This is a genomic window from Nocardia sp. MDA0666 (assembly GCF_003023875.1).
Taxonomy (GTDB): domain Bacteria; phylum Actinomycetota; class Actinomycetes; order Mycobacteriales; family Mycobacteriaceae; genus Nocardia; species Nocardia aobensis.
Genome location: NZ_PYHT01000007.1, coordinates 22,789 through 41,982 on the forward strand (window position 1 = coordinate 22,789; position 19,194 = coordinate 41,982).

General features: G+C 68.0%; 22 protein-coding genes. 10 read left to right on the forward strand and 12 right to left on the reverse strand.

Features of this window, described 5'->3' with window-relative positions; translation table 11 throughout:
- Window positions 1–113 precede the first annotated feature (113 nt).
- Window positions 114–578 carry a hypothetical protein gene (locus tag C8258_RS12925; protein ID WP_106955406.1) on the forward strand — a complete coding sequence of 155 codons (465 nt, stop codon included), beginning with the start codon at window positions 114–116 and terminating at the stop codon, window positions 576–578.
- 43 nt (window positions 579–621) lie between these two features.
- On the opposite strand, the gene C8258_RS12930 is transcribed toward C8258_RS12925, so the two are convergent.
- The 4 genes from C8258_RS12930 to C8258_RS12945 all read right to left on the reverse strand — a co-directional run bounded on the left by C8258_RS12930 (window position 622) and on the right by C8258_RS12945 (window position 4,131).
- Complete coding sequence (locus tag C8258_RS12930) at window positions 622–1,401, reverse strand: acyl-[acyl-carrier-protein] thioesterase (RefSeq protein WP_106955407.1); 780 nt, start codon at window positions 1,399–1,401, stop codon at window positions 622–624.
- A gap of 230 nt (window positions 1,402–1,631) precedes the next feature.
- Complete coding sequence (locus C8258_RS12935; protein ID WP_063006791.1) at window positions 1,632–1,988, reverse strand: carboxymuconolactone decarboxylase family protein; 357 nt, start codon at window positions 1,986–1,988, stop codon at window positions 1,632–1,634.
- Between the two features lie 83 nt (window positions 1,989–2,071).
- Window positions 2,072–2,803 carry a hypothetical protein gene (locus C8258_RS12940; RefSeq protein WP_146161223.1) on the reverse strand — a complete coding sequence of 244 codons (732 nt, stop codon included), beginning with the start codon at window positions 2,801–2,803 and terminating at the stop codon, window positions 2,072–2,074.
- Window positions 2,804–2,814: 11 nt separating this feature from the next.
- Window positions 2,815–4,131 carry an MFS transporter gene (locus C8258_RS12945; RefSeq protein WP_106955410.1) on the reverse strand — a complete coding sequence of 439 codons (1,317 nt, stop codon included), beginning with the start codon at window positions 4,129–4,131 and terminating at the stop codon, window positions 2,815–2,817.
- A 201-nt stretch (window positions 4,132–4,332) separates the two neighbouring features.
- Between C8258_RS12945 and C8258_RS12950 the strand changes: the two genes are divergently transcribed.
- Window positions 4,333–5,364 (forward strand): AraC family transcriptional regulator, encoded by a 1,032-nt coding sequence (locus C8258_RS12950; protein WP_106955411.1) that lies wholly within the window; start codon window positions 4,333–4,335, stop codon window positions 5,362–5,364.
- Here the strand turns inward: C8258_RS12950 and C8258_RS12955 are convergent.
- Genes C8258_RS12955 through C8258_RS12985 form a run of 7 tightly spaced genes read right to left on the reverse strand, consistent with a single transcriptional unit; the run spans window position 5,358 to window position 11,985 of the window.
- Window positions 5,358–6,956: a long-chain fatty acid--CoA ligase gene (locus C8258_RS12955; RefSeq protein WP_106955412.1), complete on the reverse strand. Its 1,599-nt coding sequence runs from the start codon at window positions 6,954–6,956 to the stop codon at window positions 5,358–5,360. The two genes, C8258_RS12950 and C8258_RS12955, sit on opposite strands and share 7 nt — an antisense overlap.
- Window positions 6,957–6,958: 2 nt before the next feature.
- Window positions 6,959–7,624, reverse strand: a complete 666-nt coding sequence (locus C8258_RS12960) for a 3-oxoacid CoA-transferase subunit B (protein WP_106955413.1) — start codon at window positions 7,622–7,624, stop codon at window positions 6,959–6,961.
- Entirely contained in the window at window positions 7,621–8,391 is a 771-nt protein-coding gene (locus tag C8258_RS12965) for a CoA transferase subunit A (protein ID WP_106955503.1), read from the reverse strand. Before C8258_RS12965 ends, C8258_RS12960 begins: the two co-directional genes overlap by 4 nt.
- Window positions 8,391–8,987: an alpha/beta hydrolase gene (locus C8258_RS12970; RefSeq protein WP_106955414.1), complete on the reverse strand. Its 597-nt coding sequence runs from the start codon at window positions 8,985–8,987 to the stop codon at window positions 8,391–8,393. The genes C8258_RS12965 and C8258_RS12970 overlap by 1 nt, the downstream gene beginning before the upstream one ends.
- Window positions 8,988–9,009: 22 nt before the next feature.
- Window positions 9,010–10,062, reverse strand: a complete 1,053-nt coding sequence (locus C8258_RS12975) for a 3-keto-5-aminohexanoate cleavage protein (RefSeq protein ID WP_036505324.1) — start codon at window positions 10,060–10,062, stop codon at window positions 9,010–9,012.
- Between the two features lie 40 nt (window positions 10,063–10,102).
- Complete coding sequence (locus C8258_RS12980; RefSeq protein WP_106955415.1) at window positions 10,103–10,996, reverse strand: TauD/TfdA family dioxygenase; 894 nt, start codon at window positions 10,994–10,996, stop codon at window positions 10,103–10,105.
- Entirely contained in the window at window positions 10,993–11,985 is a 993-nt protein-coding gene (locus C8258_RS12985) for a quinone oxidoreductase (protein ID WP_106955416.1), read from the reverse strand. Before C8258_RS12985 ends, C8258_RS12980 begins: the two co-directional genes overlap by 4 nt.
- A gap of 288 nt (window positions 11,986–12,273) precedes the next feature.
- Here C8258_RS12985 and C8258_RS12990 point away from each other — a divergent pair, with 288 nt between their 5' ends.
- The 8 genes from C8258_RS12990 to C8258_RS13025 all read left to right on the forward strand — a co-directional run bounded on the left by C8258_RS12990 (window position 12,274) and on the right by C8258_RS13025 (window position 17,782).
- A complete protein-coding gene (locus C8258_RS12990) occupies window positions 12,274–12,693 on the forward strand; it encodes a hypothetical protein (RefSeq protein WP_106955417.1) in 420 nt (139 codons plus the stop codon).
- 54 nt (window positions 12,694–12,747) lie between these two features.
- A complete protein-coding gene (locus tag C8258_RS12995; protein WP_106955418.1) occupies window positions 12,748–13,095 on the forward strand; it encodes a DoxX family protein in 348 nt (115 codons plus the stop codon).
- Between the two features lie 49 nt (window positions 13,096–13,144).
- A complete protein-coding gene (locus C8258_RS13000; protein ID WP_255420419.1) occupies window positions 13,145–13,918 on the forward strand; it encodes an alpha/beta fold hydrolase in 774 nt (257 codons plus the stop codon).
- A gap of 134 nt (window positions 13,919–14,052) precedes the next feature.
- Window positions 14,053–14,754, forward strand: a complete 702-nt coding sequence (locus C8258_RS13005) for a hypothetical protein (RefSeq protein WP_106955420.1) — start codon at window positions 14,053–14,055, stop codon at window positions 14,752–14,754.
- A 15-nt stretch (window positions 14,755–14,769) separates the two neighbouring features.
- Entirely contained in the window at window positions 14,770–15,504 is a 735-nt protein-coding gene (locus C8258_RS13010; RefSeq protein WP_106955421.1) for a hypothetical protein, read from the forward strand.
- A 61-nt stretch (window positions 15,505–15,565) separates the two neighbouring features.
- The gene (locus tag C8258_RS13015; protein WP_106955422.1) at window positions 15,566–16,330 is read left to right on the forward strand and encodes an IclR family transcriptional regulator; all 765 of its coding nucleotides are present in this window, start codon (window positions 15,566–15,568) and stop codon (window positions 16,328–16,330) included.
- Between the two features lie 103 nt (window positions 16,331–16,433).
- Window positions 16,434–17,048 carry a hypothetical protein gene (locus C8258_RS13020; RefSeq protein ID WP_106955423.1) on the forward strand — a complete coding sequence of 205 codons (615 nt, stop codon included), beginning with the start codon at window positions 16,434–16,436 and terminating at the stop codon, window positions 17,046–17,048.
- 41 nt (window positions 17,049–17,089) lie between these two features.
- Window positions 17,090–17,782: a response regulator transcription factor gene (locus C8258_RS13025; RefSeq protein ID WP_106955424.1), complete on the forward strand. Its 693-nt coding sequence runs from the start codon at window positions 17,090–17,092 to the stop codon at window positions 17,780–17,782.
- 1 nt (window position 17,783) lies between these two features.
- On the opposite strand, the gene C8258_RS13030 is transcribed toward C8258_RS13025, so the two are convergent.
- Complete coding sequence (locus tag C8258_RS13030) at window positions 17,784–19,112, reverse strand: cell wall metabolism sensor histidine kinase WalK (RefSeq protein WP_233225060.1); 1,329 nt, start codon at window positions 19,110–19,112, stop codon at window positions 17,784–17,786.
- Window positions 19,113–19,194 lie beyond the last annotated feature (82 nt).

Consider the following 19,194-nt stretch of genomic DNA (forward strand, 5'->3'; position numbering starts at 1 on the left):
TACTAGGTGCCGCACAACTAGTCCTTAAATAACTAGTTGCTTCGACACTAGTTTGTGTGCCACTATCGAAGAGCAGGCGAACCCGTCCACTGCGATCCGGAAGGACCAGAACAATGACCGTCACGACCGATACCGTCCGCATTCACGCCGACCACGAGACGACCAAGCGTCTCGGCGATTGGACCCGCGCCACCGACTTCGCGGTGAAGGCCCGCTATGCGAGCGTCGTCATCGACCTGCGCTCGCCGTGGATCGAGGGCGACGACCCGATCGTGGTCCACGCCGACCTCGACCACGCCATGGTCAAAGTCCTCGTTCCCGACGACGCGATCATCGAGCACAGCGACCTGGAGTGGACCGGGCGTGGCCGGGTGAAGGATTTCGCGCGGCCGCAGGACGCCGCCGGCCGGATCGTCCGGCTGACCGGGACCAGCGTCAAGAGCGAGTTCCGCGTTCACCGCGGGGGCATCGCGATCCTCTCGGCACTGTGCAGCCGTGAGTTCTTCGACGACGCCAGGCAGGCCCACCGGCAGGGACGCATCCCGACCCTCGCCGATCCGGCCAACGCGCCGCGGTGATCACAGGTTGCGCCGGGCGGCGGCAAACGCCCGGCGCAGCCTCTCAGCGAGCAGGCAGCGGTTCGATCCGCGCCAATGTACGGGCGCTACCGTCGACTTCGAGCTGCACATGCAGCCCGACCTCGTCCCGCCGGGCGCGGATCAGCACCTCGTCGGCGCCCAGCACCGGCCCTGCGTGTTCGAGAATCACCCGATAGGGCGGCGCAGATGCGTCGCGGAACCGCGCGAGTGCCTCCTCCACGGCCCCCCAGTGCACCGCGTTGTTCACATGTCCGTAGCGGTCCACATCGGTGACCCGCAGCGGGAACGGCCGCACTTCGCCGCCGTCTCCGGACTGTTCGCGCAGGGCGGCGCGCCACCGCAAGCGGTGCTCGTCGGTGGCCGCGCGCATCGGCGCCATGAACCGTTCGGTCATCCGCGCCGGCCGCCCGGCTTCGATATCGACGTGGATGAGGAACATCTCGGTCTCGATCAGACCGCCGTTCTCGCTGCGCACCTGAATGCGCATGTTGCACCACCGATTCGACAGGGCCGACGGCCAGCGCCGCAGATGGACCTGATCCCCGAACTCGATGGGCCGCAGCACGTCGATCACGGTCCGGCGCACGATCCACCCCGGATGCAGATCCCCGTCCTCGACCACCTTCAGATGGTCGTAGCCGATGTCCTGCAGATACCGCGCCACCGCATCGAGCCGCAGCCGCTGATCCCCATCGGTGTCCCCGAGCCGCACCGGCCACTGCTCGTGAAACGCCCGGCTCTCGTCCGGGCACGCCGGCAACGGAAACGCGATCTCGGCCAACCGATCGACAGCGGCACTCATGAACGCTCCTTCTCCCGGGGTCCGCGCCAGCGTAGCGACCCCACACCGGACCACCGGCGTCAACACGGCGAGCGGGACGGACGGGCACACTGGTTCCATGGGTGCCTACGCCGGAGTCGATGCGTGATCGAACTTCCGGAATCACTCATAACCGGCGAGACAGCCGGGCTGGGGCCGTGCACAAGCCGGGTGGGACCGCCTGCACGGCGGCCCCACCTGGTTGATCGACGTTACCGATCGGCTTGCCGTGGCGTCGGCGTGAGCGGAGTGCCGAGTTCCTCGGCGAGGATGGGGATGCCGAGGTTGCAGGCGTGGATGCCGAGGACGCTGACCATCTGGAGGACGGTCACGATCTGTTCGGGTGGTACACCCAGATCCAGTGCGGCGCGGATGTGGCGGCGTACACCGGGGGCGTACATGTGGGTGCAGGCCGCGTCGATGGCGATGCTCAGCAGTTCGACGAATTCCGGCGGGAAGATGTGGCGCGCGATCGGTGTGGCGTTCATGGCCATGAACCGTTCGGTCCATTCGGGGTCCCACTCGTAGAGCTGATCCCAGAGCGGATTCCAGCTTCCGCCGGCCCGCATGGCGTCGACGACCGGCGTGGAAATCGGTGTGGGCGAATCGAACACGATGTCTCCTCAGAGGTGGTCGAAGACCTGGCGGACGACTACTTGGCGGGTGCGGGCTGTGCGGGGTCCTTGCAGTAGGGCAGCTCGGGCGGGCACGGTGCCAGCACGGTCGAGAAGTACTGGATGGCGGAGAAGAGAGTGATCGGGCCACCGGCCAGGATGAGGCCGGCCATCGATCCCACGGCGCCGAGCGTGGCGGCGCCGAGGACACAGCCGGCGACGGTCGCTCCGACGAACGGCGCCAAAAGCATGATCACCGGGCTGGAGATCGCCGCGCCGACGGCGCCGCCGACCAGGCAGCCGATTCCGCCGCCGATGACCGCACCGAGGACCGCGCTGACTCCGGCCGCGATGGCGATGCGCTGACCGAATGCGCCCAGCGCTTGCGAATCGCGCGGCGTGAACGACTCCGCCGCCTGCCGGACGGAGACGACATCGCGTCGTGCCTGGGTGGGCCGCCCGTTACCGCGGTCCGGGGTGAGTGTGGCGGTGGAGCCGTCGACGTGAGCGGTGATCGGATACGCGGTGTCGTCGACGGCGAAGGTCAGCGGTACAGCGGCGACCGGCCGATCGTCACGGGTGGTGAGAATCAGTTGGTCCGCAATCACTTTCAGCTTGCCGTCGGGGGTCGTCACCAGGGCCGAATCCGCCCGGCGCCCGATCTCGTAGTGCACCGCGGTGCGATCGGGCTCCGCGTGCGCGGTACCGGTGGTGACGGCGGCGGCCGTGACCCCGAGAACCGTGATCAGTGCGGGTGTCATGAATTTCATCGGATTCCTCATCATCGGTTGTGAACAGCGGCGAGTGCGCGCAGCCCGGCCGGGTACAGGCAGCGACCGGCCACCAGGGCGGCGATCGCGACCAGATAGGCGAGCGGGGCCAGTCGTAGTGCGGCGGTCAGGCCGTAGCGGTCGGCGAGCACGCCGACGACGAAGGGGCCCAGCGCCATTCCGAGCAGACTGTTGGACAGCGTCAGGGTCCCCATCGCGGAGGCGCGGACCGACGAATGGGTGAGGTTGGCCACCATCGCGGCGGTGGGGCCCGAGGAACCACCCGAGAACCAGGCCCCGACGCCAATCAGAATCAGTTGCGCCGCACCGTGTTCGACGCTGAATCCGAGCGTCAGGCAGATCAGCGAGATCGAGCAGAACGCGATGGCGGCGAGCCATTTGCGTGACAGGTCGCGGCGGCCGATCCGGTCGGTGACGATGCCGCAGCACACCATTCCGGCGCCGACCAGCAGGACGACACCGGCGGCGGCGACGGCCGCGGTATCGGGCGCCAGACCGTAGACCCGATTGAAGAAGCTCGGCGTCCACGCCAGCAGCACCGCGGCGGCGAACAGTTGTACGCCACCACCGATATAAGCGCACAGCACCGCCGGATTGGTGAACAGCGACGACACCGGTGCGCGAAACCCGTTGCGCGTCGCGGGTTCGGCCGATTCCGGGTCGGCGTGCCGAGCCAGTTTCCGCTCGTCGACCAGCGCCGCGAAGAGCGCGGCGAGCAGCAGGCCCACCACCGCCATGGTGACGAACGACCACCGCCACCCGAGGTGTACCGCGATCGCACCGCCGGCCGCGACGCCGAGAACCGAACCGAACGACCCGCCGGCCATGAACGCGCCGCTCAGCGCGGCATGGACTCGCGGCGCGAAGACACCGAGGACCACCGCGATCCCGACGCTGCCGTAGGCCGCTTCACCGACCCCCACCAGGAACCGCGCGCCGAGCATCTGGTGATAGTTCGACGCGAGCGCGCACAGCAGCGTGGCGATACTCCACAGCGTCGCCATCAGCACCAGGCTCTTCACCCGCCCCCACCGATCGGCCAGCAGCGACAGCGGGAACGTCAGCAGCCCCACCATCAGCGCCACCACGCTGTTCAGCGATCCGAGTTGCGAATCGGTCAGACCCCATTCGGTTTTCAGCAGGGGAAAGACCGCGCTGAGGACCTGCCGGGACATGTAGTCGGCGAGCAACAGTCCGAAGGCGAGGGCGAAGACCAGCCAGGAGTATCGCCGCGCCCGGCCGGGCAGACCGGTCGATGCGACCGAATCCCGCGCCGCTGGACGCTCAGGGGTGGTGTTCAACTGCATGGGTGCTCCTACGAACGCGGCGGGCGATGGACCACCCGCCGGAGCTGGGAAGGTGGGCGCCGGACCGCTCGGGCCCGGTGGCCGCTCGGCGAAATCGGGGCGCCCGCCTCGATGTGATGGAGACAACAGTAGGGACGCCGACTCTATCGTGCTTTACTCTCGGGGACACGGATGTGAACAATCTGGGACAGCGAGGCGCTGATGAAACCCTTGGCGCGGTACGCGGCACTGAACGATTACGTGGATTTGGGCAGATCTCTCGGGCTCGATCCGGCCCGTCTGATTCGCGAGGCCGGGCTCGATCCCGCGGGCCTGAGCCTGCAGGACCGCTGGGTGCCCGCCGCGGCCGTCACCGAACTTCTCGAGCGCTCGGCCGCCGAATCCGGACGGCAGGACTTCGGCCTGCTGCTCGCGGAGCGGCGGCGATTGTCCAATCTGGGGCCGCTGAGTCTGGTGATCCGCGAGGAGCCCGATGTGCGCAGCGCCCTCGAACTGATGGTGCGCCATCAGCACACCTACAACGAATCCCTGCACATCCGGCTCACCGAACGCAACGGCATCGCCCACGTCCGTCTGAGTCTGGACATCGGCGAGCACCGCAGTACCCGGCAGGCCACCGAGCTGGCCATGGGCGCGATGCAGGGAATTCTGCGTGCGTTCCTCGGCGCGGCATGGCAACCGGCGGAAACCACCTTTACCCATTCCGCGCCGCGGGATCGCAGCACGCATCTGCGCCTGTTCGGACCCCAGTTGAGATTCGAGCACGAATTCAGCGGAATAACGCTCTACACAAGCGATCTCGATACCCCGAATCCGATGTCGGACCCGCTGTTGCGGCCGTACACGCAACAATTGCTCGGCGCCGTGGACACCGCCCATGGAACGGCCATGCGCGACCGGGTGCAGGAACTCGTCGAAATGCTGCTGCCCACCGGCCGCTGCTCCGCCGACCAGATTGCGCGCAGTCTCGGCGTGGACCGCCGCACCGTCCACCGTCGGCTGGCAGACGAGGGACACACCTACTCGGAGATCGTGAACACCACCCGGCTGGATCTGGCCCGCCGGGTGGTGGGAAATCAGGGGCGTTCACTCACCGAGATCGCGGATATGCTCGGTTTCTCCAGCCCTGCCAGTTTCACGCGCTGGTTCCGCAGCCATCACGGATGCAGCCCGAGCCAATGGCGTCGGGCCGCATCGAAAAACAATGGTGAACGCGGCGATACCGCTCAATGATCCGAACCCGCGGGCACGCCGGTTCGCTCCCGCCGGTCGCCCACGCGCAATTCGCGTTTGAGAATTTTGCCGCTCGCGGTCATGGGCAAGGTGTCGGTGAACTCGATCCGGCGCGGATATTTGTAGGCGGCCAGGCGTTCTCGGCACCAGGCGACAATCTCGTCGGGGTCCGGACGCGCATTCCGTTCGGGGACGACGAACGCCACGATCTCCTCCCCGTACCGGTCGTCGGGAACGCCGATCACCGCGGCGAGCGAGACACCCGGGTGGGTCAGCAGGACTTCTTCGATCTCACGGGGATAGACGTTGAAACCGCCGCGCACGATCATGTCCTTGGCCCGGTCGACGATGTAGTAGAAGCCGTCGCGGTCGCGCCGGGCGAGGTCCCCGGTCCGCAACCAGCCGTCGCGCATCGTCTCCCGATTCGCCTCCGGCCGGCCGAGATAGCCTTTCATCACATTGTGGCCGCGAATCGCGATCTCACCGACGGCATCGTCGTCGGGCAGCGTATTCCAGTCCGAATCGATCAGCCGCGCTTCGATTCCCCAGACCGGTACACCGATGGAACCGGGCCGCGGCTCTCGCTCGGGATCCGCGAAGATCGCCAGCGGGGACGTTTCCGACATGCCGTATCCCTCGAGGATGCGGACACCGAAGCGCTGCGCGAAACGCGAGTGAATCTCGATCGGTAAGGCGGCACCGCCCGATACCGCCCGTCGCAAGGTGGCGGCCAACCTCTCGGTGTCGATGTCGTCGTCGATCGCATGCAGCAGGCTCCAATACATGGTCGGAACACCGGCGAAGAATGTGATGTGCTCGTCGGCCATCAGCCGGAGGGCGGCCGCGGCGTCGAACCGCGGCATCATCACCAATGTCGCGCCGGTGGCCAGGCCGGCGTTCATATCGATGGTCTGTCCGAACGAATGGAACAGCGGCAACGTCACCAGATGGGTGTCGGGCCGGTCCGGTGCGGAGTCGAACAATCGAGTGGCAGTCAGCGCGTTCAGCACCATATTCGCGTGAGTGAGCTCCGCGCCCTTGGGTTTTCCGGTCGTGCCGCTCGTGTAGAGGATGACCGCGGTGTCGTCCGGGCGGCGCACCGCCGTATCGAAGGTCGTGGGTTGCGACGCGAGCGCCCGGTCCAATGTTTCGATACCCGGATACCTGGAGGCCGCCGCGGAATCGGTGGTGATGACGAACATTTCGCGGCAACCGGAAACTCGTGCGAAGGCGTCCACACCGAATTCGCCGGTCGGCAGGTCCGCGGTTCCCTCGAAACAGATATAGACGGCGGCGCCGGAATCCTTCAGATGATAGGCGATCTCGGCCGGCCTGAGCAGGATGTTGAGCGGCACGACCACCGCGCCCGCCTTCAGTATCCCGAAGTAGACCGCGGCGAAATCGGGGAGATTCGGGCAGGTGAGGGCGACCGCGTCGCCCGGTTGCACACCCCATTCGACCAGCAGGTTGGCCACCTGCGCCGCGCGGGCGTTCAGATCGGCGTAGGTCGTGCGCAGCGCACCGAGCCGCACCGCATCGGTATCCGGGCGGCGGCGCGCGGAATCCTCCAGCAGCATCGCGAGATTGAGCACGGTCAGTGTCCTCCGATGTCGATGCGGACGGGCGCGCCGGTCGCGGCGACGACGTCGTCCTCGGTCACGCCCGGTGCGCATTCGCGCAGCACCGGACCGGATGCGGTGATGTCGAGAACGGCAAGGTCGGTGATGACGCGATGGACCACACCCACACCGGTCAGCGGTAATGTGCAGCGGCTCACCAGTTTCGGAGCGCCGGATTTGTCGGTGTGCTCCATCAGCACGATCACGCGGCGGGCGCCGTGTACCAGGTCCATCGCTCCGCCCATGCCCTTGACCAGGTGACCCGGCACCATCCAATTGGCGAGGTCACCGGTCGCCGACACCTGCATACCGCCGAGGATCGCGGTATCGATGTGGCCACCCCGGATCATCGCGAAACTGGTGGCGGAATCGAAGAAGGACGCACCGGGAAGCACCGTGACGGTCTCCTTGCCGGCATTGATCAGATTCGCGTCGACCTCGGACTCGCCCGGATAGGGCCCGGTGCCGAGGATGCCGTTCTCCGAGTGCAGGGTGACCCGGATATCGGCGGGCAGGTGGTCGGGAATCAGCGTGGGCAGGCCGATGCCGAGATTGACGTATTCACCCGAGCGCAGTTCTCGCGCCGCCCGCGCCGCCATCGCGGAGCGATCCCATCCGGAACGGGCGATGACGCCGCTCATTTCTTCTCCTCGCCGCGCACGGTCCGCTTCTCGATGAGACCCCGCGCCGGGCCGGTCGCCACGATGCGGTCGACGAAGATTCCGGGCAGGTGGACGCGGTCGGGATCGAGATCGCCTGCGGGCACGAGTGTTTCGACCTCGGCGATACAGATCCGGCCCGCCGCCGCGACCAGTGGATTGAAGTTGCGCGCCGATTTGTCGAAGACCAGATTGCCGGCGGTGTCACCGATGAGCGCGTGCACCAGGGCGAAGTCGGTGGTGATCGCCTCCTCCAGCACATAGCGTTTCGGCCCGGCGGGACCGGCGAAGGTGGCCACCGGTTTCGGCGGCGACGCGACCGCAACGCTGCCGTTCGGCCCGAAGCGCCACGGCATTCCGCCGTCGGCGATCAGCGTGCCGACCCCGGCCGGTGTGTAGAAGGCGGCGATACCGGCTCCGCCGGCCCGCAGCCGTTCGGCGAGGGTGCCCTGCGGAGTGAGCTCGACTTCGAGTTCGCCCGACAGATACTGCCGGGCGAACTCCGCGTTCTCACCGACATAGGAGGCGGTGACGCGTCGTACTCGCTTGTCCGCCAATAGGATTCCCGTGCCGTGCGTCGCCGTGCCGCAGTTGTTGGAGACGAGGGCGAGTTCATCCGCTCCCGCGGCGGCGAGCGCCTCGATCAGCGTGTCCGGGATACCGCACACGCCGAATCCACCCACCGCCACCGACGATCCGGACGAGATATCGGCGACCGCGGCGGCCGCCGACGTCATCACCTCGGTCATCACACCTCCCGCCCGACAGCGGACGGACGGCCCAGATCGACGGTTTCCCGCAGCAGTTCCCGGGCGCGGTCCCACCGGCCGAATCCCGAGGCGGGGTTGAGATGCCCGACATCACCCAGGTCGACCAGCCGGCTGCCCCACGCCTCCGCCATACCGGCGACCCGCCGGAAGGATGCCAGCGGATCGGTGGTGCTGGCCGCGACGATGCTCGGGAACGGGAGGCGTCGACGCGGAATCGGCAGCCAGCCGTGTCGATTCAGCTCGTCCGAAGTCGGATAGCCAGGGGGAAACGGCTTTTCGACATCGGCGGGCGTCGCGAGCAGCGCACTGTGGATGTCGCGGCCGGCCCGTTGCGCCCAGTGCACGGTGATCATGACACCCGCGCTGTGCGCCACGAGGACGACCGGGCCGTCCACCTCGGCCAGCACCCGGTCCAACGCCGCCACTCGGGCCGGCAGACCGAGTTTGTTGTGCTCGAGCGGCGGTACCGTGCGCACCCGGTCCAGATCCTCGGCCAACCTGGTCTGCCAGTGATCGGGTACGTGATCGCGCAGGCCGGGCACGATCACCACGGTCGGTTCGATGGCGCATTGCACTGTGCGGCAATCCCTTCTGTGCTCAGGCGTGGTGAGTGAATCCGACCTGACCGGGCTTCCGGTTCGGCGCGAACCCGATCTTCGCCAGCGTCTCGTCGGCGTCGGCGTAGGTGGTGCCGATCTTGTAGATATCGCGCGCCTCCTTGCCGGTGGCGACCTCGCGGCCCAGCTCGCCGGCGATGCGGACCAGCTGCTGGATCTGCTCGACCGAGGTCGCCTTGCGGCCCTTGCGCCCCCAGATGGTGTCCTCGTTACCGCAGCGGGTGTGCAAACCCAGGGCGATCGCCATCGCATTGACCGGCAACACCGAGCGCATCAGCGTCTCGAGGGTCAGGCACGCCCCGTCAGGGACGCGCTGGATGAAATTCATGATGTTGTACGGATTCGGTCCGTCGAAGCCGCCACCGATGCCCACCCACGTCAGATTCAGCGGACCGGTGTACACGCCGCGACGGATCAGCCGCTCGACCGTCTCGAGCTGTGGAATGCTCGACAGCTGGAAATGCGGCTGGATCCCCGCGGCCTGCAGGCGACGCAGATGTTCGGCGACCCACGCCGGTCCGGCCGGGACGGTCATCTCGCGGTAGGCCTCGGCCAGTTCCGGCCGCTGCATCGAGGTGCCGGCGATATCGTCGGCGGTCATCAACTCCATGATGTTCATCTGGCTGGTGTTGATCGCGATCGTCACCTGATCCGGTGCGGGATCGAGTTCGGCCAGCATGTGACGGGTGTCGTCGGACAACCACTTCGCCTCGGCGCCTTCGCCTTCGGGCGCGAACGAGATCGATCCGCCCACCTGCAGGATCATCTCCGGAACGGCTTCGCGCAGCCCGGCGAGCAATTCGTTGAACTTCGACAGGCGCTTGGAGCCCTTGCCGTCGAGCTCACGCACGTGGATGTGCAGTACGGTGGCGCCGGCCTCGTAGCAGTCGACCGCCTGCTGAATATGTTCCTCCATGGTCAGCGGCAGATCTTCGCGGAAATCGTCGGGCTCCCATTCCGGCCCGTACGGCGCGCTGGTGATGACCAGCTTGTCCTGGCTCTCCGGGAACAAGGCGTCGTCGTGAAAGAACATGGCTGTACTCCGATCGAAACAAATTGTGGTGAAACGACTTTCAGAACGGCTTGTCGCCGATGACGCCCGCGCGTTCCATCTTGCGAACGTCGGGAAAGTAGTCCTGCACGGCATAGTGCTGGGTGCAGCGGTTGTCCCAGATGGCGAAGCTGTTCTCGGACCACCGCCAGCGGACCTGATATTCGGGGACACTCGCCTGCCGGACCAGATAGTTCAGCAGTTCCGAGGCACCGGGCGCGTAGTCGATGCCGAAGCGCACATTCTCCGGCGTGTGGTAATTGACGAAATGTGTGGTGAAGGCGTTGACGAACAACACCTTTTCGCCGGTTTCCGGATGTGTGCGCACCACCGGGTGCTCCGCGTCCGGGAACTGCTCGTGCAACCGCAGGCGTTCGGCGTCCGGACGCATCGCGCCGAAGCTGGCCTCGATGGAATGGCGCGCCCGCAAACCCGCGATCCGCGAGCGCACCGACTCGGGCAGCCGGCGATACGCCTCGGCCATATTCACCCAGATGGTGTCGCCGCCGACCGCCGGCGTCTCGACGCAGCGGAGCACACACCCCATCGGCGGGGCCTCACGCCAGGTCGCATCGCAATGGAAGGCGTTCTCGTAGTGTTCCGGCGCGCTGTCGAGATCCTTGTAGATGCGAACCAGCCCGGGATGTTCGGGGTCACTGCCCAGTACGGGATGGTCCTCCAGCGGCCCGAAACGTTGTGCGAGAGCGACATGTTCGGCGCGGCTGATGTTCTGATTCCGGAAGAACAGCACCTTGTGTTCGAGGAGCAGGTCCTTCAGTGCGGCGAACAGCGTGTCGTCGCGTGCCACCTCGGCCAGGTCCAGATCGAACAACTCCGCGCCGATGGTGCAGGTGAGCGGTCGCACGCCGAACGGCGCCGAGCGCGCCGAATGACGCACGGGGGCAATGCTTGTCATGACTGTCCTTCCCGGCCCACGGTGAAGACCGACGATCCGATGCTCGTGCCCTGCTCCAGATCGCGGTGTGCGGCCACCGCGTCCGCGAGCTCGTAGCGTTGATTGATGTCGATGCGAATGCGGCCCGCGGCGACGTGGGCGAACAACTCACCGGCCAGTTCGGCGCGCTCGGCCGGGTCGGCGATGTAGTCGGCCAGTGCCGGCCGGGTGACGAACAGCGAACCCTTGACGGCCAGTGTCATGGCGTCGATCGGCGGCACCGGGCCCGACGCCGTGCCGAAGCACACCAGCAGCCCGCGTCGCGCCAGCGAATCCAGCGAGGATTCGAAGGTCGTCTTGCCGATGCTGTCGTAGACCACGCGGACACCGGCGCCGTCGGTGAGTTCGCGCACGCGCTCCGCGACGTCCTCCCGGGTGTACACGATGACGTGATCGCAACCGTGGGCCCGCGCGATCTCGCCCTTCCGTTCGGAGGAGACGGTGCCGATCACGGTGACGCCCAGCAGTTTCGCCCATTGCGTGAAGATCAGCCCGACCCCGCCCGCGGCGGCGTGCACCAGCACCGTATCGCCGGGGCGCAGCGGGTGGATCCGGCGCAGCAGATACGCCGCGGTCAGGCCGCGCATGGTCATCGCGGCCGCGGTATCGAAGCCGATCCCGTCCGGAAGTGCGATCAGATGTTCGGCCGGCATCACGCGCTCCGTGCTGTAGGCGCCGAGCGGACTGCCCGTGTAGGTCACCCGGTCGCCCGGGGCGAAGCCGGTGACACCGGGCCCCACGGCCTCGATCACGCCCGCGCCCTCGACGCCCATTCCCGCGGGCAGGGGCGCCGGGTACAGCCCCGTACGGAAATAGGTGTCGGCGAAGTTCAGGCCCACCGCTCGGTGGCTGATCCGCACCTCGTCCGGACCCGGTTCGCCGACTTCCACGTGCTCCCAGCGCAGCACCTCCGGCGCACCGGTCTCGTAATAGCGAAAGGCTTGTGGCACAGCACATCTCCTCTTTCTGCGGGGCCGGAGCATCGGCCCCGCACCGGGTGATGCACTCAACGGTAGGCACAGAATGGCTCAATTGCTTATCTGCACGGGACTTGAAACTTGATATTTCGGGACATTGCCTAACCGATGCGCCGGCCGATCACCCAGCCGGACGCGGCGCCACCGCATCGCTGGTTTCGTTTGCGGGAGCGGGGAATCCTCCCCTCAGAGCGACCCGGATGCCGAGGCGACTCTCGACATCCGGCCGATTTCGATGGATCGACCGATGGGAGCCGGACCATGAACGTTCGACGCGCCGCGGCCGGAGCCGCACTGGCCGCCGCCACCCTTTCCGCGGTGCCGGCCGCCGCCTCCGCCGACAACCCGGAAGACCCCGCCAACGGGATCATTCCGGCCGGGATCTACCACATCACGCAACACCCCGACAATACGATCGGCTCGCCCGTGCACAACTGCGACCTGCAGGTATTTATCGACAGCACGGCCGTGACCCTGGTGTGCGGGAACTCCTCGAAGACCGGCCGGCAGAACGCGGCCGGCCCCGATGAGACCTATGTGACGTTCGAGGGCGTGCCGGTCGGATTGGATCTGCGGGATATCGACGCGCGACAGGGGTATTGGGAAGGCACCCTGAACGCCGCCGGAACCTCGATCGACGCCCCGTATCCGATCGCGGGAATCACCCTCCAGCGACGCTGACCGGGCCTTCGCGCCGGCATGTCACACTCTTGGCCACGGCGTCGTCATACCGGCATGAACATCGCGTATTACATCGTCGGCACGGCAGCGGCACTGTGGATCGGATTCTCCGGCTATTCACTGTTCAACAAGAGCGAATTCGTCGTGGCACCGCTGAATCAGTACGGGGTGCCGCGAAGCTGGTGGAACCGGCTCGCCCTCGCCAAATCCGCCGGGGCGCTGGGGCTCGTGGTGGGCTTCTTCGTCCCGGCGATCGGGGTGGCGGCGGCCGTAGGCTTGATTCTATATTTCCTCGGCGCGATGGCGACCACCGTGCGCGCCCATTCCTACGGGACCACGATCTTCCCGGCTCTGTATCTGATTCCGGCCGCGGCGACGCTGGCATTGCAATTGACCCGCTGAGCAGCGGGATCTTCGCAACCACGCGGGCCACGGCGATCCGATCGTATTCATCCACAACGCGGGCGCCCAGCGGCGGATCTGGGACGACCAGGTGGCGTCGCTGCGGGGCCGGTACGAGGTATTCGCACTGGATCTGCCCGGATACGGGGAATCGGAACAGCCGCAGGGATATCGGCTCGCCGACTATGTGGCGATGCTTCGGGCCTTCCTCGACGAGCACCGGCTGCACCGGGTGGTGCTGGTCGGAAATTGCCTGGGCAGCGCGACGTCGCTGAGTTTCGCGATCGGCGATCCGGCACGGGTGCGCGGACTGGTACTGATCAATCCGCTCACCTGGAATACCGTGCGGCACGGAGATCAGGCGCCGCTGATGTGGTTCAACCGGTTCGCACCGCTCGCGCCGTTGGCCCGGCGGCTCGCGCTGCCGCAGGCACTCGTCGCACTGATCGTCGCCCATCAGCTGAGACCGCGCGGGCGCGACCGGGGATTACAGAAAGACCCACGCCTGCAGGCGCATTGGGCCGATCGCGGCCGACTGCTCGCCCTCGACCGGCTGGTGCAGGACTTCCCCGCCTTCGCCGCGCTCGACGAATTCACTCCGGGCCCCGAGTTCCCGCCGATATGTACCGTCTGGGGTCGGCGCAATCGGATCCTGTCGGCGACCGCCGGCGCGCGGCTCGACGAAACATTGTGTTCCCGTGAACGTTTCGTACTCAGCGACTGCGGACATCTGGCGATGGTCGAGGATCCGGAGACGGTGAACTCGGCGATCACCACCTTCCTGACCGGACTCCCGGCCACGAAGGAACATCTGTCTCGCTGAGCGAGACGCCTTCGGACGCTTCCGAATCCGCCGCGCTACGGTCCGGCTTCCCGCACGTCGCGTGTGACACACCGCACCCGAACCGGGGGCCGGGCGTCACGAGCGCCCGGTGGATCGAGACGAGGGGGCGCCCCATGAAGATTCGGATCTCGACGATCGCGGCAGTCTGCGCCGCAACACTGGCCGCGGCGGGGACGGCAGCGGCCGATCCGGCCCCGGCGGTCGTCACCTACCACGCCGAAGCAACCGACAGCGGTTCGGTGACAGTCGAATTGACGCACGGCACCTTCGCCGTCGACCCTGGCGTCACCGCAGTCGCCATCCGGGACGAGGCGGGACGCGTGCTCGATGCCCTGCCGCTGGCGTACGCGATCGGCGACCAGCGCATGCCGATCCGCGAGCAGATCGGCGGGGATGCGACGACTCTCACGCTGACACCGGACACCGCGGGCCTGCGCCGCGCTGCCCTGACCCCGGTCGCCTCCCCGCTGGAGAACCAGCTCGCGATGAACGACCTGGTCAATGCGGTCAGTATCGGCACGTCCGTCGGCGCGCTGATCGGCACGGCGGTGGGCGCGGTCCTCGGCGTCGGGCTCGGAATCGCGCTCGCGGGCGCCTCGTGTGCGGTACTGAGCGTCGCCTGTGTGGTCGCCGTGCTGCCGATCGTCAGCCTCGCGGGGGCCGCGGGCGGTGTCGCGGGCCTGGTCCTGGGCGGCGGTCCCACCACCGCCGTGGGGCTCTACCGCTATGTCACGACGCTGCTGGCACCGCCCGGAACCAGCGAATACGCCCCTGATCTTCGTGGCCGGCCCGGCGTGCCGGACACCGGTCGCTGAGGGCGGAGGGCGAAGATGTCCCACCGTACGATCGCCGCGCTCACCGCGGCCACCGCGGCCCTGACCGCAGCCGTCACCGTCGCCACCTCGTCCGCCGAGCCGCCCGCACCGAGTATCGAAACCGTCTCGGGTGCAGTCCTTCTCAGCGGTTTCGACTCCGGGGCATTCAGCGCTGGCGCCGACGGTTCCGTCCGCGTGACCGTGGGCGGCACTCCCGTCGCGACGCTGCCCGCGAGCTTCACCATGGACGGCGTCGCCCACCCCATCGACATCCGCATCGGCGACGGCGGGCGAACCCTCATGATGAGACCGGATATCGCGAAGCGCCCCGCGGCTTCCGCGATGGAGAACCAGTTGGCGCTCAACGATTTCGCGACCATCATGTCGCGCGGCCCGGTGATCGGGACGGTCGTCGGCACCGTGCTGGGCGCCCTCGTCGGCGCCGCGGTCGGAGCGAGCACCTGCCTGGTGGTGGGTCCCGGCTGTCTGGCGACGATTCCGGCGGCCGTCCTGGCATTCGCCGGCGCGGGCGGTGTCGCGGGCACGGTGCTGGTCGGCGGCGGTGCGCTCGCGGCCGGATTGTGGAACTACCTCACGGTGCTGCAGGCGCCACCGGGCCAGAGCTCCTACGCCGGGCAGGGCGGAATGCTCGACCCGAACGGCACCGGCGCGCCGGACGCACAGCTGCAACTACCCAGCGGATCCGCGAACGGCCTCGGCGCCGGATCGGCGTCCGGATCCGGCGGTTGAGCGGCGTACCGAATGGATAACTTGGCCGTCGCGCACGGCGGGCGACTCCTACCATCGGTACATGTCCGAGGTAGCCGCAGCTCAGCTGCCTCTGACCATGCTCGAGCGCGCCACCCTGGTGATGGACCTGTTCCAGGCGCCGGATCGGCATCTGACGCTCGGCCAGATCGCCGTCCGCACCCGGCTGCCGCGCGCCACCGTGCATCGAATCGTGCGGCAGCTCATCGCACTGGAGTGGCTCACCCACGGCACGGACGGTTACGCGCTGGGCCGGCGCGTCCGCACGTGGAACGCCGATACCGCGCGACTGTCCCGGTTACGTGCCTGCGCGGCGCCGATACTGCACGAATTGCTGCTGGCCACGGCGGCCGTGGTCCATCTCGGGGCGTTGGACGGCGGAGAGGTGCTCTACCTGGACAAACTCGGCGGCCGCGCGGCGACCGCGGTGCCCACCCGAGTCGGGACCCGGGTGGCGGCCCATCGCAGCACCCTCGGCCGGGTCGCGCTGGCGCAACTGCCGCCGGAGGACGTCGAAGCGCGGGTGACCGATGTCGAGCCCGGATTCGATCTCGCGGCCCTGCATCGCCGTCTACATCGAATAAGCTGTCGCGCAACCGATTACGACGACGACGAATTCGGATCGGGGTTGGCTGCGGTTGCCGTGGCCGTCGACGCGTCGGCGGCGGTGGGTGTCGTCTGTGATCGTCCGGCGGCGCTGCGGCGGATCGCACCGCGGGTGCGGGCAGCGGCCGCCGAGATCCGCGGCGGGCTGACGCCGCGGTCGCGGCAGGTGAGCGATCACCATCGCCCGCGACCTTCACGGTGACGGAGTTGTCTCGATTTGCGCCGACACGCCTCACCGCCGCTAACACCCACCGGCCGGGCGCGGATCACACGATGACGGCACCGATCGCAGCAGGAGACCGCCCATGCGTTCCCACACCCGACTCCCTCGTATTTCCGGCCACCGGCAGATCCGGGCCACGGAGATACTCCGCGTCGTCACCGTCACGACCGGGGTCGCGGTCGCCGCCACCCTCGTCGCCTGCTCGACCGACTCACCGGCTTCGGAAGGACCGAATACCGTCGGATATCGGTCGATGACGCAAGCGCCCGCCGCGAACACCTCCGGCGAAACCGACGACGGCTCCGGAGGTTTCGAGCGGACACCGTCCGGACCCGCCGAAATACCCTCCGCACCGACGTCCGACCTTCCCATCGTCTCTCCGTCCAGCGCGGCCGCCGGCGACCGTCCACCCGCCGGCACCGCCTTCCCCGGCGAAGGCATCAGCGGCGATGCGGCCGAACAGTTGCAGCAGTCGGCCGACGCCGGTCACCAGCCGTGGCGGCTGGACGAGGATGCCGTCGCGCGCGCCTTCGTCTCCGGGCGCTTCGGCTGGTCGCGGCCGGCTGTCACCCACGACGGCGGCTACCTCGCGGTCGCGACCGGGCCGAACGGACAGCGCGTCTCCCTGCAGTTGTCCCAGCCCGCCCGCAAGAACAACGGCGGCGTGTGGGTCGTCGAATCGGGCATCTGGTTGTAGTGCCCGCGCGAGAGGCGATACGCGTCGGGCATGCTGGGGAGATGCGTGTGCTGGTGGTGGAGGACGAGCCCCGGCTCGCCGCGACCCTGCGGCGCGGCCTGGAACTGGAGGGTTTCGTCGTCCAGCAGGCTCATACCGGGACCGACGGCCTGTGGTGGGCGACCGAGGACGACTTCGACGTCATCGTGCTCGACATCATGCTGCCCGAAGTGAGCGGCTACGAGGTGCTGCGCCGGCTGCGGGAACGCGACATCTCCACCCCGGTACTGATGCTCACCGCCAAGGACGGCGACTACGACCAGGTCGACGCGCTGGATCTGGGCGCCGACGACTATCTCACCAAGCCGTTCTCCTTCGTCGTGCTCACCGCGCGTCTGCGCGCCCTGCTGCGCCGCCGCGCACCACAGCAGCCCGACATTCTGGCCGCCGGTGACCTGCGACTGGACCCGCGGCGGCGCTCGGCCTCCCGCGCCGGTGCCGAATTGGCCCTGACGCCCAGGGAATTCGGGCTGCTCGAATATCTGTTGCGGCACAAGGGCAGCGCCCTCACCAAAACCGAGATCCTGCGCAACGTCTGGGATGCGCACTACGACGGCCCGGAGAATGTCGTCGAGGTCTATATCGGCTATCTGCGCAAGAAGATCGATACGCCGTTCGGCAGCAACAGCATCGAAACCCTGCGCGGAGTCGGCTACCGGCTGATCGACTCGGAGGTCGCGGCCGCACCGGACTGAGTCATCGGTCCGGCGGTCCCGCCAGCGGCAGGTCGACAATGAATCGCGCCCCGCCCCAAGGGGATTCGGCCACGCGCACCGCGCCCCCGTGGGCCGCCACGATCTCCGCGACGATCGCCAGCCCCAGACCCGAACCTCCGGTCGTCCGGGACCGATCGGCCTCGAGTCGCAGGAAACGATCGAATACCCGCATGCGGTCCGCCGCGGGAATGCCCGGTCCGTCGTCGTCCACGACGATGCGGGCGGCGGACGCTCCCGGCTCGGAATTCTCCGCGACCGCGATCAGGATCCACGAACGCGCATGGGCGAGCGCGTTGTCGACGATATTGCGCAGCGCCCGCGCCAACCGCTCCGGATCACCGACGATGCGGGTCGGGCGGATGTCCGTCTCGACCGTCCTCTCCCCGCGCAGGCGAGCGGCGGCGGCCGCGGACTGGGCGATATCGTCGAGATCGACGTCACCTGTGCGTAATTCGAGTCCCTGCTCGTCGGCCGCGGCCAGGGTCAGCAGATCGTCGATCAGCTGCCGCATGCGCTCGGCTTCCGGGAGCAGGGTGCCGTCGATCAGTTCCGCGTCCACGATTTCGGGGCGGTCACGCGCCAATTCCAGTGCGGCCGTGACCGTGGCGAGCGGACTGCGCAATTCGTGGGAGGCGTCGCCGACGAAGCGGCGCTGGGCCCGGTGCCCGGACTCGACGCGCGCGAGCATATCGTTCATCGTCTCGGCCAGCCGGGCGATCTCGTCGCGCGGCGCCGGCACCGGCACCCGCTCGGACAGTTCGGTGGCGCCGATGCGAGCCACACGCTCGCGGATCGCCTCCACCGATCGCAGCGACCGGCCGACCAGCAGATACGTTGCCGCGGCGGCGGCCAGCACCACGATCGGCGCCCCCACCGCCAGCAATGCACCGACCCGGGCGACCGCCCGCTCGACCGATTCGGTGTCGACCGCGACCAGCACCTGATACCGGCCCGACGGTGTCTCGGCGACACGGCTCGCGACCCGCAGGTCCTCGTCGTATCCGGATGAGGCCGACAGCCCGGCGGCACGTCGCGCTCCCGCCGGTGGCGTGGCGAGTATTCCGTGCGGATCGTCGAATCCCCAGATCACCGATCCGTCGGGGGCGACGACCTGGGCCGCCGCGATGCGCCCGTCCTCCGCACGCGTGAGCTCGCGCACCCGAGCCGGGTCGTGTTCGAGCGTTTCCGCGATCTCGGCGGCGCGGGCCTGTGCGGCACCGTCGAGTTCGTCGATCAGCGAACGGTGCAACAACCAGACCATCGCGCCCGCGGCGACGAGCAACACGACACCGACCGCCAGGGCCGACACGAGGGCAGACCGGATCCGCACCCCCCACCGCGACGGATGTGTCCAACGCCGGAACCGATGCACCCACTCATCATCGACCACG

What these genes read in the sequence shown, in the direction of transcription:
- C8258_RS12925 (WP_106955406.1), top strand. Translation starts at nt 114, where the DNA reads ATGACCGTCACGACCGATACCGTCCGCATTCACGCCGACCACGAGACG.
- C8258_RS12930 (WP_106955407.1), bottom strand. Translation starts at nt 1,401, where the DNA reads ATGAGTGCCGCTGTCGATCGGTTGGCCGAGATCGCGTTTCCGTTGCCG.
- C8258_RS12935 (WP_063006791.1), bottom strand. Translation starts at nt 1,988, where the DNA reads ATGCGGGCCGGCGGAAGCTGGAATCCGCTCTGGGATCAGCTCTACGAG.
- C8258_RS12940 (WP_146161223.1), bottom strand. Translation starts at nt 2,803, where the DNA reads ATGAAATTCATGACACCCGCACTGATCACGGTTCTCGGGGTCACGGCC.
- C8258_RS12945 (WP_106955410.1), bottom strand. Translation starts at nt 4,131, where the DNA reads ATGCAGTTGAACACCACCCCTGAGCGTCCAGCGGCGCGGGATTCGGTC.
- C8258_RS12950 (WP_106955411.1), top strand. Translation starts at nt 4,333, where the DNA reads ATGAAACCCTTGGCGCGGTACGCGGCACTGAACGATTACGTGGATTTG.
- C8258_RS12960 (WP_106955413.1), bottom strand. Translation starts at nt 7,624, where the DNA reads ATGAGCGGCGTCATCGCCCGTTCCGGATGGGATCGCTCCGCGATGGCG.
- C8258_RS12965 (WP_106955503.1), bottom strand. Translation starts at nt 8,391, where the DNA reads ATGACCGAGGTGATGACGTCGGCGGCCGCCGCGGTCGCCGATATCTCG.
- C8258_RS12975 (WP_036505324.1), bottom strand. Translation starts at nt 10,062, where the DNA reads ATGTTCTTTCACGACGACGCCTTGTTCCCGGAGAGCCAGGACAAGCTG.
- C8258_RS12980 (WP_106955415.1), bottom strand. Translation starts at nt 10,996, where the DNA reads ATGACAAGCATTGCCCCCGTGCGTCATTCGGCGCGCTCGGCGCCGTTC.
- C8258_RS12990 (WP_106955417.1), top strand. Translation starts at nt 12,274, where the DNA reads ATGAACGTTCGACGCGCCGCGGCCGGAGCCGCACTGGCCGCCGCCACC.
- C8258_RS12995 (WP_106955418.1), top strand. Translation starts at nt 12,748, where the DNA reads ATGAACATCGCGTATTACATCGTCGGCACGGCAGCGGCACTGTGGATC.
- C8258_RS13005 (WP_106955420.1), top strand. Translation starts at nt 14,053, where the DNA reads ATGAAGATTCGGATCTCGACGATCGCGGCAGTCTGCGCCGCAACACTG.
- C8258_RS13010 (WP_106955421.1), top strand. Translation starts at nt 14,770, where the DNA reads ATGTCCCACCGTACGATCGCCGCGCTCACCGCGGCCACCGCGGCCCTG.
- C8258_RS13015 (WP_106955422.1), top strand. Translation starts at nt 15,566, where the DNA reads ATGTCCGAGGTAGCCGCAGCTCAGCTGCCTCTGACCATGCTCGAGCGC.
- C8258_RS13020 (WP_106955423.1), top strand. Translation starts at nt 16,434, where the DNA reads ATGCGTTCCCACACCCGACTCCCTCGTATTTCCGGCCACCGGCAGATC.
- C8258_RS13025 (WP_106955424.1), top strand. Translation starts at nt 17,090, where the DNA reads ATGCGTGTGCTGGTGGTGGAGGACGAGCCCCGGCTCGCCGCGACCCTG.